At 64.7% G+C, this 13452-nt stretch carries 10 protein-coding genes; 3 read left to right on the top strand and 7 right to left on the bottom strand.

Going from position 1 to position 13452, the window contains the following annotated elements; genetic code table 11:
• Window positions 1-6: 6 nt before the first annotated feature.
• Complete coding sequence (locus B6V76_RS16065) at window positions 7-3075, top strand: efflux RND transporter permease subunit (protein WP_075775927.1); 3069 nt, start codon at window positions 7-9, stop codon at window positions 3073-3075.
• Window positions 3076-3245: 170 nt separating this feature from the next.
• Here B6V76_RS16065 and ptsP read toward each other — a convergent pair whose 3' ends face one another.
• From ptsP to B6V76_RS16045, 4 genes are all read right to left on the bottom strand, one after another.
• Entirely contained in the window at window positions 3246-5489 is a 2244-nt protein-coding gene (ptsP, locus tag B6V76_RS16060; RefSeq protein WP_075775926.1) for a phosphoenolpyruvate--protein phosphotransferase, read from the bottom strand.
• A gap of 40 nt (window positions 5490-5529) precedes the next feature.
• A complete protein-coding gene (locus B6V76_RS16055) occupies window positions 5530-6783 on the bottom strand; it encodes an aspartate kinase (RefSeq protein WP_075775925.1) in 1254 nt (417 codons plus the stop codon).
• Window positions 6784-6939: 156 nt separating this feature from the next.
• Window positions 6940-7374, bottom strand: a complete 435-nt coding sequence (locus B6V76_RS16050; RefSeq protein WP_088727921.1) for a DUF1178 family protein — start codon at window positions 7372-7374, stop codon at window positions 6940-6942.
• Window positions 7375-7441: 67 nt separating this feature from the next.
• The gene (locus B6V76_RS16045) at window positions 7442-8650 is read right to left on the bottom strand and encodes a glycosyltransferase N-terminal domain-containing protein (protein ID WP_088727956.1); all 1209 of its coding nucleotides are present in this window, start codon (window positions 8648-8650) and stop codon (window positions 7442-7444) included.
• Window positions 8651-8818: 168 nt separating this feature from the next.
• Here B6V76_RS16045 and B6V76_RS16040 point away from each other — a divergent pair, with 168 nt between their 5' ends.
• Window positions 8819-10414, top strand: coding sequence for a GMC family oxidoreductase N-terminal domain-containing protein (locus tag B6V76_RS16040; protein WP_088722953.1), 1596 nt, complete (start codon window positions 8819-8821; stop codon window positions 10412-10414).
• Window positions 10415-10572: 158 nt separating this feature from the next.
• Here the strand turns inward: B6V76_RS16040 and B6V76_RS16035 are convergent, their stop codons facing one another.
• Complete coding sequence (locus tag B6V76_RS16035) at window positions 10573-11328, bottom strand: EcsC family protein (RefSeq protein ID WP_075775922.1); 756 nt, start codon at window positions 11326-11328, stop codon at window positions 10573-10575.
• Between the two features lie 48 nt (window positions 11329-11376).
• The gene (locus B6V76_RS16030) at window positions 11377-11859 is read right to left on the bottom strand and encodes an N-acetyltransferase (protein WP_088727920.1); all 483 of its coding nucleotides are present in this window, start codon (window positions 11857-11859) and stop codon (window positions 11377-11379) included.
• 72 nt (window positions 11860-11931) lie between these two features.
• On the opposite strand from B6V76_RS16030, the gene B6V76_RS16025 reads away from it, so the two are divergent.
• The gene (locus B6V76_RS16025) at window positions 11932-12531 is read left to right on the top strand and encodes a flavin reductase family protein (RefSeq protein ID WP_075775920.1); all 600 of its coding nucleotides are present in this window, start codon (window positions 11932-11934) and stop codon (window positions 12529-12531) included.
• Here B6V76_RS16025 and B6V76_RS16020 read toward each other — a convergent pair.
• Complete coding sequence (locus B6V76_RS16020; RefSeq protein WP_088722951.1) at window positions 12521-13399, bottom strand: DMT family transporter; 879 nt, start codon at window positions 13397-13399, stop codon at window positions 12521-12523. The two genes, B6V76_RS16025 and B6V76_RS16020, sit on opposite strands and share 11 nt — an antisense overlap.
• Window positions 13400-13452 lie beyond the last annotated feature (53 nt).

Genomic DNA, 13452 nt, shown 5'->3' with positions numbered 1-13452 from the left:
AAGCCCATGAATATCTCCGAGATCTTCATCCGCCGCCCCGTCCTCTCGATGGTTCTGGGCGCGTTCATGCTCCTGCTGGGGGCGCAGGCCTATTTTAACCTGCCCGTCCGCCAATATCCGGAAGTCGAGGAAACGGTGGTCACCATCACCACCGCCTATCCCGGCGCCTCGCCCGAACTGATCCAGGGCTTCATCACCTCGCCGCTCGCTGCTGCCGTGGCGACCACTGAAAACGTCGATTACGTCACCACCCAGTCGCGGCCGTCGGCCTCGGTTATCTCGGTGCATATGAAGCTCGGGTCCAATTCCGACGCGGCGATGACCGAGGTGCTCTCGAAAGTGCAGCAGGTGAAGGGCCAACTGCCCTCGGCCGCGAAGGACCCGGTAATCCAGAAGGGCACCGGCCAGACCTTCGCGCTGATGTATCTCGCGGCGCTCAACCCCAACATGACCCCCGAGCAGCTGACCGAATATCTGCGCCGGGTGATCCGTCCGCGCATGTCCACGATTCCGGGCGTCGCGCAGACCCAGATCATCGGCGCCTCCGATTACGCGATGCGGGTCTGGATCGATCCGGACAAGCTGGCTGCGCGCGGCGTCACGGCGTCGGAAGTGGTGGGCGCCATTCAGGCGTCGAACTTCCTCTCGGCCCCGGGCAAGACGAAAAACGAATACGTCGCCCAGTCGATCACGTTGCAATCCACGCTGCAGACGCCCGAAGCCTTCGGCAAGCTGCCGATCACCGGCAAGGGCGATGACGTGGTGCGCCTCCGCGATGTCGCGAAGATCGAGCTCGCCAAGGCCTCCGAGAACGAGATCGTCACCTTCGAAGGCAAGGAGGGCACGTTCCTCGGCGTCTACCCGACGCCGGCTGCCAACCCGCTCGATACGGCGGCGGCGGTGCGCAAGGCGCTGCCCGATATCAACGCAACGCTTCCCGAAGGCATGAAGATCGAGCTGGTCTACGACTCGACCGAGACGATCTCGGCCTCGATCCACGAGGTGTTCAAGACCATCGGCGAGGCGGTCGCGATCGTGACCGTGGTGATCCTTCTGTTCCTCGGCTCGCTGCGCTCCGTGGCGATGCCCATCGTGACCATTCCGCTCTCGCTGATCGGGGTGCTCGCAGTGCTTCTGGCGCTGGGATACTCGATCAACCTTCTCACACTGCTGGCAATGGTGCTGGCGATCGGCCTCGTCGTCGATGACGCGATCGTGGTGGTGGAGAATATCCACCGACATATCGAAGAGGGGATGAAACCGATCCCCGCCGCCGTGCGGGGCATGAAGGAGATCACCGGGCCGGTCATCGCGATGACGATCACGCTGGCCGCAGTGCTCGCGCCTCTGGGCTTCACCGGCGGGTTGACCGGACAGCTGTTCCGTGAATTCGCCTTCGCACTCGCGGGGTCGGTGATCCTGTCAGGGATCATCGCGCTGACGATCACGCCGATGATGTCGGGCCGCCTGCTGAAACATGGCGAGTCCAAGGGCTTCCAGGCGTTCGTCGACCGCAATTTCGATCGGCTCTCGGGCTGGTACGGGCGGCGTGTCGACGGCTCGCTCGACCTGCGCGGGATCACGCTGCTCATCGTCGTTTCGCTCGTGGGCGTGACCGGGTTCATGCTGATGAACACCAATTCCGAGCTTGCCCCGGACGAGGATAACGGCGCGCTCTTCGCGATCCTGAACGGGCCACGCTACGCGACCAGCGACTACACGCAGAAATATATCGACCAGGTCGGACGCGACACCGCCGACATCCCCGAAGTGCGCACCGATTTCTCGATCGCGGGCTTCGGCGGCGACAGCTCTCAGGGTATCTATATCTGGGCGCTCAAGGACTGGGCGGATCGCACCCGCAGCCAGAAGGAAATCCAGCAGGAGATCCAGAGCGATCTGGGCAAATCGACCGGCCTGAAGGGCTTCGCTTTTGCGCCGCCGTCGCTGCCGGGCACCGGGGGCGGCCTGCCGATATCGGTGGTGATCCAGTCGATCCACTCCGCAAAACGCGTCGCCGAGGTGGCCGAGGAGATCAAGAACAAGGCGCAGGCCACGGGCAAGTTCATCGTCGTACAGAACTCACTCAACTTCGACAGCCCGCAGGTCAATGTCACGATCGACCGCGACCGGGCGGCGGCGCTGAACGTGCCGGTCTCGGATATCGGTTCGACGCTGGGGCTGTTGGTCGGCGAAGCGTCGGTGGCGCAGTTCGACCGCGACTCCAACAGCTACGACATCATCCCGCAGGTGCCTCAGGAATTCCGCGCGAATCCCGAGGAGCTGGGCCGCTACTTCGTCCGCTCCGCCTCGGGTGCGATGATCCCGCTGTCATCGCTCGTGAAGATCGACACCGGCGTGAACGCCGCCTCGATCGAACAGTTCGACCAGTTGAACGCGGCGACGATCACGGCGCTCCCCCTGCCCGGCGGCTCCACCGGCGAGGGCGTGCAGACGATCGTGGACATCGCCAATCAGGTGATGCCCGACGGCTTCTTCGTGAACTATTCGGGCCAATCTCGGATCGAGACTCAGCAAGGCAATACCATCGTGATCGCCTTCGCGGCGGCCGTGCTGGTGATCTATCTGGTGCTCGCCGCCCAGTTCGAGAGCTTCCGCGACCCCTTCATCATCATGATGACGGTGCCGCTGACGATCTTCGGCGCGGTGCTGCCGCTGAACCTCGGCTTGGGCACGCTCAACATCTATTCCGAGGTGGGGCTGATCACGCTGGTGGGGCTGATCACGAAACACGGGATCCTGATGGTCGAGTTTGCCAACCAGCAGCGCGAGCAATCGGGCCTCACCCGCCGGCAGGCGATCGTGAAGGCCGCGCAGACCCGTCTTCGTCCGATCCTGATGACCACCGCCGCAATGGCGCTGGCGGTGGTGCCGCTGATCCTCGCGCAAGGCGCGGGCGCAGAGGCACGCAAGGCGATGGGCCTCGTGATCTTTTCGGGGATCCTGATCGGGACGATGTTCACGCTGTTCGTGGTGCCGATGTTCTACACTTTCATCGCGCCTTCGGACAAAGCCTACAAAGCGGCCGAGGAAAAACGTCTGGCCGCCGGCTGAGACGGAAGGCAAAGTCTGGGGGCTTCGCGCCCCCAGCCCCCCGCGGAAAATGTGTGCCAAGGCGAAGGCTTACCTCTTTCGCCTTGGCGTAAATATCCCGGGGTGAATTTCCGAAGGACAGAGGGGGCGGCGCCCCTTTTTTATTGCGACCTCAGAGGCCCCCGCGCCTGTCAGAGATGCGCGAGGTAGCTCGTTACCGCGGGGCGCACAGTGGATTGCCCTGCATTGCGCGCCTGCTGGATCACCTGCCGCAGTTCCCCCAGATCGGCGCGGCGGATCAGATGTTTGACCGGACCGATCGAAGCGGGTCGCATCGAAAGCGTACGAATGCCGAGCGCCGCGAAGGTCAGCGCCTCGATCGGGCGCCCCGCATCCTCGCCGCAGAAGCTGAGGCTCGTGTTCGAAACCGCGCAGCGTGCGATGATCCGCTCAAGGAAGTTCAGGAAGGACCCGTCGAGCGTATCGTAGCGGCGACGCACCCGTTCGTTCTCGCGGTCGGCGGCGAAGAAGAACTGCTTCAGATCGTTGCCGCCGATCGAGATGAAATCGCAATCGCGATAGAAGCTGTCCGGCGCGAAGCCGAGGCTCGGGGTTTCCAGCATCGCGCCGATGCGCAACTCTTCGGGCACGGTGCGGCCCAACTGGGCCTCGCGATCGCGGACCCGCAGCAAGGTATCGCGCGCGGCGTAGAATTCCTCGGGGAGCGCGATGAAGGGAAACATGATCGACGTCGGGCGTCCGTCGGCTGCGCGCAAGAGCGCCTGCAGCTGCATTCGCAGGATACCCGGCTTGTCGAGCCCCACCCGCAGCGCGCGCCAGCCCATCGCCGGGTTCGGCTCGTCCTGCGGTTTCATGTAGGGAACCACCTTGTCGGAGCCGATATCAAGCGTGCGGAAATTCACCCGTCGGCCGTCGGCCGCGTCCATCACCCGCTTGTAGAGCTGAACCAACTCGTCGCGGCGTGGCACCTTTGTGCGGGTCAGGAATTGCAGTTCGGTGCGGAACAGCCCCACCCCATCAGCGCCGGAGCCCTTCAGGGAGGGCAGATCCGCCATCAGCCCAGCATTCATCATCAGCGAGACAATCTGGCCCGATCGATCGACCGCAGGTTGGTCGCGCAGCGAGGCATAGCGTTTCTGCGCCTCGGCCTGCATCGCGATCTTGTCGCGGAATGCATGCGCTACACTTTCCTCTGGCCGCAGGTGCACCACACCCTGATCGCCGTCGACGAGGATCGGGTCACCGTTCAGTGCCTCCGCCGTAATCCGGCCCGCATGGATCACCAGCGGAATCGAGAGCGCGCGGGTGACGATCGCGGCATGCGAGCCGACGGAACCTTCCTCCAGCACCACGCCCTTGAGTTTGCGATCATAGTCGAGAAGTTCCGCCGGGCCGATATTGCGCGCCACGAGCACCGGGTTTTCGGGCATCTCGGCACCGGTATCGCTGCCCTGCCCCGTCAGCTGCCGCAGCAGGCGGTTCGACAGGTCGTCGAGATCGTTGAGCCGTTCGCGCAGGTACGGATCGGGCGCCTTGCGCATCCGGTCGCGCGCGGCGTTCTGCTCCTTCTCGACCGCAGCTTCGGCAGAGAGGCCCGCTGCGATGTCTTCGAGCATCCGCCGCTTCCAGCCCTTGGAGGCGGCGAGCATCTTGAAGGTTTCCAGCACCTGCCGCTGATCCTTGTCGATCAGGGTCGGGCTGGCGAGCATCTCGTCGATCTTGCCGCGCAGTTCGGTGATGGCCTCCTCGAGGCGCGCGGCCTCGGCCTCGGGATCTTCGGCGACCGGGTTCGTCACGACGACGCGCGGCTCGTGCAGCCAGACGCGCCCCTCGGCGGCGCCTTCCTGACCGGTCGCACCGCGGAACATGACCGGGAAGCGGTGAGTCGCACCGATCTCGGAATTCTCGCCGCCGGTGAAAGCGCCAAGCTCGGTCATTTCGGCCAGCACCATCGCGACCACCTCGAGCCCATAAAGTTCGTCATCCGAGAAGCTGCGCTCGTCCTTCGACTGCACGACCAGAACGCCCAGCTTTTCGCCCACGCGCTGGATCGGCACGCCGACGAAGCTGGAGTAAATCTCTTCGCCTGTCTCCGGCATGTAGCGGAAGCCCGGCTCGGAGGGCGCATCGGCGGAGTTGATCGGGCGGCCCGACCGCGCCACGCGCCCCACGAGACCTTCGCCCAGACGCATCCGCGTGTGGTGGACAGCCTCTGCCTTCAGACCTTCGGTTGCGCAAAGCTCTAGCGTTTCGGGATCGCGGAACAGATAGATGGAGCACACTTCGGTGCCCATCGAATCCGCGATGATCTGGGTGATGTGGTTGAGCCGGTCCTGCCCGTCGCCCTCCGTGGCCAGCGTATCGCGCAGGCGTCGCAACAGCGTGCGACTATCACTTTCGCTCAGTTCCACCATCCGCGCAGGTCGTCCCTGTTGCTGCGGCCCTTCGGGTTACTCAGGCCTTGTCGAGTTCGAAGGCATCATGCAGGGCCTGAACCGCCAGTTCCAGATATTTGCGGTCGACCAGCACCGAAATCTTGATTTCCGACGTGGAGATAACCTTGATGTTGACGTTTTCGGCGGCCAGCGCCTTGAACATCTTCGCGGCGACCCCCGCGTGGGAACGCATGCCGATCCCGACGACGGAGATTTTCGCCACGTCCTCGTCTGCGACCAGCTCGTCGAACTGGATCAGACCGGCGTCGCGAGCGTCTTCCATCGCCTTGCGGGCGCGGGCCACCTGATTGACCGGGCAGGAGAAGGTCATGTCGGTGACCTTGACCTCATGCTCGGCCTGACGCTCGGAGATGTTCTGGACGATCATGTCGACATTCACACCGGCATCCGCGAGCGGCCCGAAGATCGCGCTGGCGATACCGGGGCGGTCTTCGACCGTCACGAGGGTCATTTTCGCTTCGTCGCGGGAAAAGGCGACGCCGGAGACAACTTTCGATTCCATGATTTTATCCTCGTCGCAGACCAGAGTGCCCGAATTCTCCGTGGTTTCCTCGAAGGAGCTTAGCACGCGCAGCGGCACCTTGTAGCGCATCGCGAGCTCGACCGAGCGGGTTTGCAGAACCTTCGCCCCGAGGCTCGCGAGTTCCAGCATCTCCTCGAAGGCGATGCGGTCGAGCTTGCGCGCCTTCGAGGAGACGCGCGGGTCGGTGGTGTAAATGCCGTCGACATCGGTGTAGATGTCGCATCGCTCCGCGCCGAACGCAGCGGCGAAAGCCACAGCGGTCGTGTCCGAGCCGCCCCGGCCGAGCGTCGTGATCCGGTTCTCCGGCGACAGCCCCTGGAAGCCGGCGATTACCGCGACCTTGAAGCCTTCGGAGAATTTCTGGTCAAGATTTTCGCGCGGGATCGACACGAAGCGCGCCGCGCCATGCGCAGAGGTCGTGTTGATCGGCACCTGCCAGCCCTGCCAGCTGCGCGCGGAGACGCCCATCTCCTGCAGGCGCAGCGACATCAGGCCGGCGGTGATATTCTCACCCGAGGAGACCACAGCGTCGTATTCGCGCGCATCGTAGAGCGGCGACGTGGTCTCGACCCAGTTGACGAGTTCGTTGGTCTTGCCCGACATCGCGGAGACGATCACGATGACATCGTAACCGCGCTCGACTTCACGCTTCACCTTTTCGGCGGCGTTTGCGATCCGGTCGAGATCGGCGACGGAAGTGCCGCCGAATTTCATCACCAGAATGGGCATGGAAATCCCCCTTGGGCAGAGTCGCGCCTCTGCTAGCTCAAGCCGTTGGGGCACGCAAGAGATTTGGCGTTTCCGGGCCTGCAGATCGGCTCGGGGGCGCTGCCCCTCTTCGCGTTCGCGAACTCACCCCGGGATATTTGGAAAGAGCGAAAAGGGTCAGTTCGTCTTGCGAGTCGACAGGAAGGGCAGCGGCAGAACCGGGAGCCCGTCCTCGAGCATCTTGCGCGCGTCGTCGAGTTTCGCTTCTCCGTGGATCGCGCGTTTCTTGGCGGTGCCCTCGTGCATCGCGCGCGCTTCGGTAGCGAAGTTCATGCCGACGTAATCGGAGTTCTTCTCGATCTCGCGACGCATCGCGGCAAGAGCCTGCTCGGCCTCGGAATGCGGCTGCGAGAGGGGGCGTTCAGGCACGCCCTCCTGCGTTTTGCGTGTCTGCGCGACGGGCGGCGCCATCAGCGATTTCTCGACGTTTTTCGAGCCGCAAACTGCACATTCCAGCTGGCCTGCCGATTTGAGCGCCTCGAACCCGGAGGCCGAGGGAAACCAACTGTCGAAGCGGTGCTCATTCTCGCATTGCAGCGTATAACGGATCATCTCTGCATCTCCCGAATGGGTAAGCAAATAGGCTATTTAACCCGCGATGCAAGCATATTGGCGCAGGTCATAGACGCGCGATGAGCGCGGTTGCGATGCTTTCGACATCGGCTGGCGGCCCAAGCGCCGCCCGCGCGGCGCGCGCCATTTCCGCCTGTTCGTCGGCGTCGAGCGTGGCGAACGCAGCGGCGAGATCCGACTCGGTCGCGCAAAGCCGCGCGCCGCCTGCCGCGTCGAGTGCGGCATAGGCTGCGGCGAAATTCGCGACATCCGGACCATGCAGCAAAGCGCAGTCGAAGCTCGCCGGTTCATAGGGGGTATGACCGCCCTTTTCGACAAGCGAGCCGCCCACGAAGCACAGGCCCGCGCTCGCATACCAGCGGCCCATTTCGCCCAGCGTATCGGCCAGATAGACCTCCGCGGTCGGGGGTCCGTCCTTCGAGCGGGTGGTATGACGCAGCCCGGCCTTGGCGATCAGAGCTGCGATCTGGGGCGCACGGCGGGGATGGCGCGGAGCGAGGATCAGGCGCAGGCCCGGTCGGTGCGTGCGCGCCTTCGCAAAGGCGGCGAGGATCGTCGCGTCTTCCCCCTCATGGGTCGACGCGGCCAACACCGTGTCGCTGCGCGGCCAGTCGAGCGGCACGCCCGGTGCGACGGTTATCGAGGTCTTGAGGTTGGCGGGGGGCATCAGCCGCTCTTGCGGCAGGCCAAGGTCGAGGAACCGCGCCTCGGACCCCGCATCCTGCGCCGAGAGCGCGGTGATCTGCGACATCATCGGCTGCGCGATGCCAATCTTCGCCCAGCGCGCCGCCGAGCGGGCCGACATCCGGGCACCGATCACAAAGATCGAACGCTGTGCATCGGCCATCAGCGCCATGCGGTTCGGCCACAGCTCGTTCTCGATCACGACCAGCGCGCGGGGGGCATGGCGCGACAGGAACCGCCGCAGCACCGCACGATGGTCGAGCGGCGCCATACGGATCGCGATGCGGGCATCGTTCCAGCCCTGCCCCAGCGCGCGCGCCGTCACCGTGTTCACCGTCACCAACAGCCGCAACGCAGGATCGGCGGCCAGCAGCGCTTCGATCAAAGGCTTGGCGGAGGTCAGTTCACCATTCGAGGCCGCGTGCAGCCACAATCGCCCCGGCGCGGCCTCCCCACCGCCCAACCGCTCCAACAAAGCGACCCGGCTTTCGCGTCCGCGCAGAACGCGCCAGAGCAACGCCGCCAGAACAGGCAGGCTCGCGATACTGACGAGAAGGCGGTAAAGGACCATGAAAGGCTCCGGCGAGATTTGCGCCATAGAACGGATCACCCCCCTCACAGGCAAGCCCCTCCTTGCGTTTTCGCAAAGCGACTTTGCGCGAATGAACGGTCCATGGCCTTGTTTCCCGGACGGCAGCTTGCGAAAGTCCTGCCCGGAGGCGCAGTTCGGGAGGGGCTTATGGAGCAATACGATTACATCGTGGTCGGGGGCGGCAGCGCAGGCTGCGTTCTGGCCAACCGACTGTCGGAGAACCCCAAGCACAAGGTGCTGCTGCTGGAGGCCGGCGGGCGTGACAACTACCACTGGGTCCACATCCCCGTCGGTTATCTCTATTGCATCGGCAACCCGCGCACCGACTGGGGTTTCAAGTCGAAAGCCGAAGCCGGACTGAACGGGCGCGAACTGCTCTATCCACGCGGGCGCATCCTCGGCGGCTGCTCCTCGATCAACGGCATGATCTACATGCGCGGCCAGGCCCGCGATTACGACATGTGGGCGCAGGCGGGTAATCCCGGCTGGGGCTGGGACGACGTGCTGCCGCTGTTCAAGAAGCAGGAAGATTTCTATCGCGGCGAGAGCGACCTGCATGGCGCTGGCGGCGAATTGCGGGTCGAAGAGGCCCGCGTGCGCTGGGAGATGCTCGATACTTTTCTCGAGGCCGCCGAAGAGGCCGGGTTCCCACGCACCGACGATTTCAACACCGGCACCAATGAGGGCGGCGGCTATTTCCACGTCACTCAGAAATCCGGCTGGCGCTGGAGCGCGGTGAAAGCCTTCCTGAAACCCGCGATGCAACGCCAGAACCTGCGGATCGAGACCAACGCGCAGGTCGAGAAGCTCCTGATCGAAGAGGGGCGCGTAATCGGCATCCGCTACAACCAGAACGGACAGAGCCACGATGTGAAGGCGGGCGAGACGGTGCTCTCGGCGGGCTCGATCGGCTCGGTCCAGATCCTCGAGCTCTCGGGAATCGGGCGCGGCGACGTGCTGTCTCAGCACGGCATCACCCCGGTGGCCGAAGTGAACGGTGTGGGCGAGAACCTGCAGGACCACCTGCAACTGCGCGTGATCTACAAGGTCTCGGGCGTCAAGAGTCTCAACACCATGGCCTCGACCCTCTGGGGCAAGGCGAAGATCGGGATGGAATATGCGCTGTTCCGCTCGGGGCCGATGTCGATGTCGCCGTCGCAGGTGGGCATCTTCACCCGCAGCTTCCCCGAGAAGGAGACGCCCGATCTGGAGTATCACGTCCAGCCGGTCAGCCTCGACAAGTTCGGCGACGCGGTCCACGCTTTCCCCGGCATGACGGCGAGCGTGTGCAACCTGCGCCCCGAGAGCCGCGGCCATGTGCATATCACCTCGCCCGATTTCCGCGCCCATCCCGAAATCGCGCCGAATTACCTCTCGACCGAGGGCGACCGCCGCGTCGCCGCCGAAGCGATCCGGCAGGTCCGCCGTGTCGCCTCGCAACCGGCCTTCGCGAAATACAAGCCCGAGGAATATAAGCCCGGCCCGGACTATCAGACCGAAGCTGAGCTGGTGAAAGCCGCGGGCGATATCGGCACCACGATCTTCCATCCCGTCGGCACTTGCCGGATGGGGCCTGATGACGGTGCCGTGGTCGATCCGCGGCTACGGCTGAAAGCGCTGAAAGGGCTGCGCATCGCGGATGCCTCGGTGATGCCGACGATCACCTCGGGCAACACCAACGCACCGACGATGATGATCGCCGAAAAGGCGGCGCAGATGATCCTGGAGGACGCGAAGGGCTGAGAAGCTGCTCTCGCCTAGTGGTACGTAGGGGGGCGCTGCCCCCGCTCCTTCGGAGCCCCCCGGGATATTTTCGACAAGAGGAAGCGAAGCTACCTTCCTCTTGGTCTAAATATCCCCGCCGGAGGCATTCGACGGAAAACAGGGGCGCGGCGTCGCGATCACTTGGCGATGCGGGCGACAAGCTCCTCGCGCAGAACGCCCTCATCGGTGCCGGTGTCCCGGGCAAGGCGCTTCAGCCCAAAATGGACGCGGGCGATTTCCTGATAATAGCTGGTGAAGGCGTAATTCACCGCAGCGCCCGCGACTGCGCCCAGAAGCGGCGCGGCCTGGGCGGCGAGTTTCTGACCCAGCACGATCGACAGGCGAGGCGCGACCTTTGCGATCAGCGACTTCATGCTCGACCCGGTGATCGTCGCGCGCGCGGCGAGGAAGCTCAGATCCATCCCGTCATCATCCTCGAGCGGCCCGGCAGATGCGAAGACCCGCAGACATTCGAGCCGCACTTCCTCGGAGGCCGGGTCAAAGCCGTGTTCGGCGGCGATGCCCTGTATGGCGCGCAGTAGCATCGTGACCGTGAAGGGCAACTCGGCGAGCGAACTGCCCAGACCGCCGACGCCGCCTGCGGCCCCCATTGCGGTGGTCAGCGTGCGGTTCATCCAGTCGGGCCGGTCCGCGACGATTCCGCGCGAGCGCTCGGCGGCTGTCATCGCGCCCGAAAGCGCGCGCTCGGTCGCCCCATCCAGACCGTTGCGCACGGGCCCCGGCAATTTGCTCAGAAGCCCTTCGGCGGAACCTCCGACATAGCCGATCAGCTGCATCACCACGCCGCCCGCTGCGCGGTGGCGTTTCGCGAGGGTGTCGAGCTGGCCCAGAATCGCAGGGTCGCTTACGGGGGGAAGAATATCTGCCATCATCGCCTCCTTGCCTTTTCCAGATATGGGGCGGCGGGAGCGCTTCGGCAATCAGTCGTCTTTCTCGACCTGACCGTGCACGCCCTCCCAGGCACCGGGCACCAGTTCGAGCCCCAGAACGCGGTCGGGATTGGTTGGCGGCGGCATCTCGACTTCGTCGAGCTTTGAAAAGCCAAAGCGCTGGTAATAGGGCGCGTCGCCCACCAGCAGCACACGCTCCCAGCCGAGATCGGCGGCGCGCGAGAGGCTTTCGTGCATCAGAATTCCGCCCAGGCCTTCGCCCTGCCGCGTCGGGTGGACCGCGATCGGCCCGAGCAGCAGGACGCGCTTGTAGCCGACCCGCACCGGCCAGTAGCGGATTACGGCGGCAAGGATGCCGTCCTGACGCAGCGTGAGGCAAAGCTCCCGGACCGGTTCGACGCCGTCGCGAAGGCGATAGGAGGACAGCGCCGTGCGGCCCGGCGCGAAGCAGAGGTCGTAGAGCGCCTCGACCTCCCACCAGTCCTCTGCCGTCTCTTGCGCGAGCTCGTGCATCGCTGCCCCTTTCAGGCTGCCCCTTTCCTGCGCGGTAGCATGCGCTAAGTTCGGGATCAAACAGGAGAAAGCATGTTCTATCGCACCTCGGATGGCCACCCGCTCGCGCATAACCCGTTCAACTCCATCGTCGCCCCACGCCCGATCGGCTGGATTTCGACGCGCAGCGAGATGGGCGACAATCTCGCGCCCTATTCCTTCTTCAACGCGGTCGCCTACACGCCGCCGCAGGTGATCTTCGCCTCGACCGGGGTGAAGCCCGATCGCGACGGCACGAAGGACAGCGTCTCGCAACTGCGCGAGGCGGGGGTGTTCTGCGCCAATCTCGTGACCTATGCGCTGAAGGACCAGATGAACGCCTCCTGCGCCAACTATCCCGCGGGCACCGACGAATTCGCCGAATGCGGGATCGAGAAAGCGGAATGCGAGACCATCGACTGCCCGCGCGTGGCGGCGGCGCCCGCCTCGCTCGAATGTCGCGTCGTGCAGGTCATCAAGCTCTTGGGCGAGGGTAATTACCTCGTTCATGGCGAAGTGACCGGCATCCATATCGCCGATGATTGCCTGAAGGACGGGCTCTATTCGCCGCCCGACCGTCTGGTGCGGCTCGGCAATCGCGGCGATTACGCGGCCGTGTCGGAAACCTTCGAGATGCTGCGGCCTAAGCTCTGACCCGCGCGCGGATCCGGCTGCGGCGGCCTTCGACCAACGTGTAGAGGCCGCTCGCCACGATCAGCGCCGCGCCGAAGATCATGGCGGTGTCAGGCCGCTCGCCGAACACGACCGCCCCGAGGATCAGCGCGAAGATCAGGCGGGTGTAGCGGAAGGGCGTGATGACCGAAACCTCGCCCATACGCATCGCTTTCGTCAGCGACCAATAGGCGAGGCTGCCGAAGGCCACCGCGCCGGCCACATCGCGCAGCGAAACAAGATCGGGCGTCGTGACGCCGCCGAAGATCAGAAGGATCAGTACGCCGGTCGGGATCAGCATCATGAAGCCGTAGAAGCTGAGCTGGAAATTCGACAGGACCGGCGGGCAGGCGCGCGTCGCCAGATCGCGCCCCGCAAAGCCCAGCATGCCCAGAACGGTCCAAAGGGCAGCCGGAACGAAACCGTCGAGGCCGGGGCGCAGCACGATCAGCACGCCGATGAACCCGATCCCCACCGCGACCCAGCGCCGGATGCCGACACGCTCGGAAAACACCACCGCCGCGCCCGCGACGACGACGAGCGGTGTCGCCTGCAGGATGGCGGAGGCGTTCGAGAGCGGCGTCAGCGCGATCCCCAGCGTATAGCCGAGACGCCCGATCACTTCGAGCGCGAGCTTGATCAGCAGCGGCTTCGAGGCGAGCGCCGGGTGCAGCAGCCGCTGACCGCGCGCGGTGATAAGTACGCCGAAGACCGCCATCCCGCCGAGGCCGAACAGCATCAGCACCACGCCCACCGCGAGATGGGTCGAGGCGGATTTGACGAACATGTCTTCCATCGCGAAGGCCGCCATCGCTATGACCATCAGCACCGAGCCGCGCAGGTTTTCCATAAATTCTCTCCCGTGAGGGCTCCCATTTCCCTCGCTCATCGGCGATAGACCGC

The sequence above is a fragment of the Thioclava sp. IC9 genome (assembly GCF_002213225.1).
Taxonomy (GTDB): Bacteria; Pseudomonadota; Alphaproteobacteria; order Rhodobacterales; family Rhodobacteraceae; genus Thioclava; species Thioclava nitratireducens.
The sequence above is the reverse complement of the archived record's forward strand: the minus strand, read 5'-3'. Positions and strand labels throughout refer to the sequence as shown.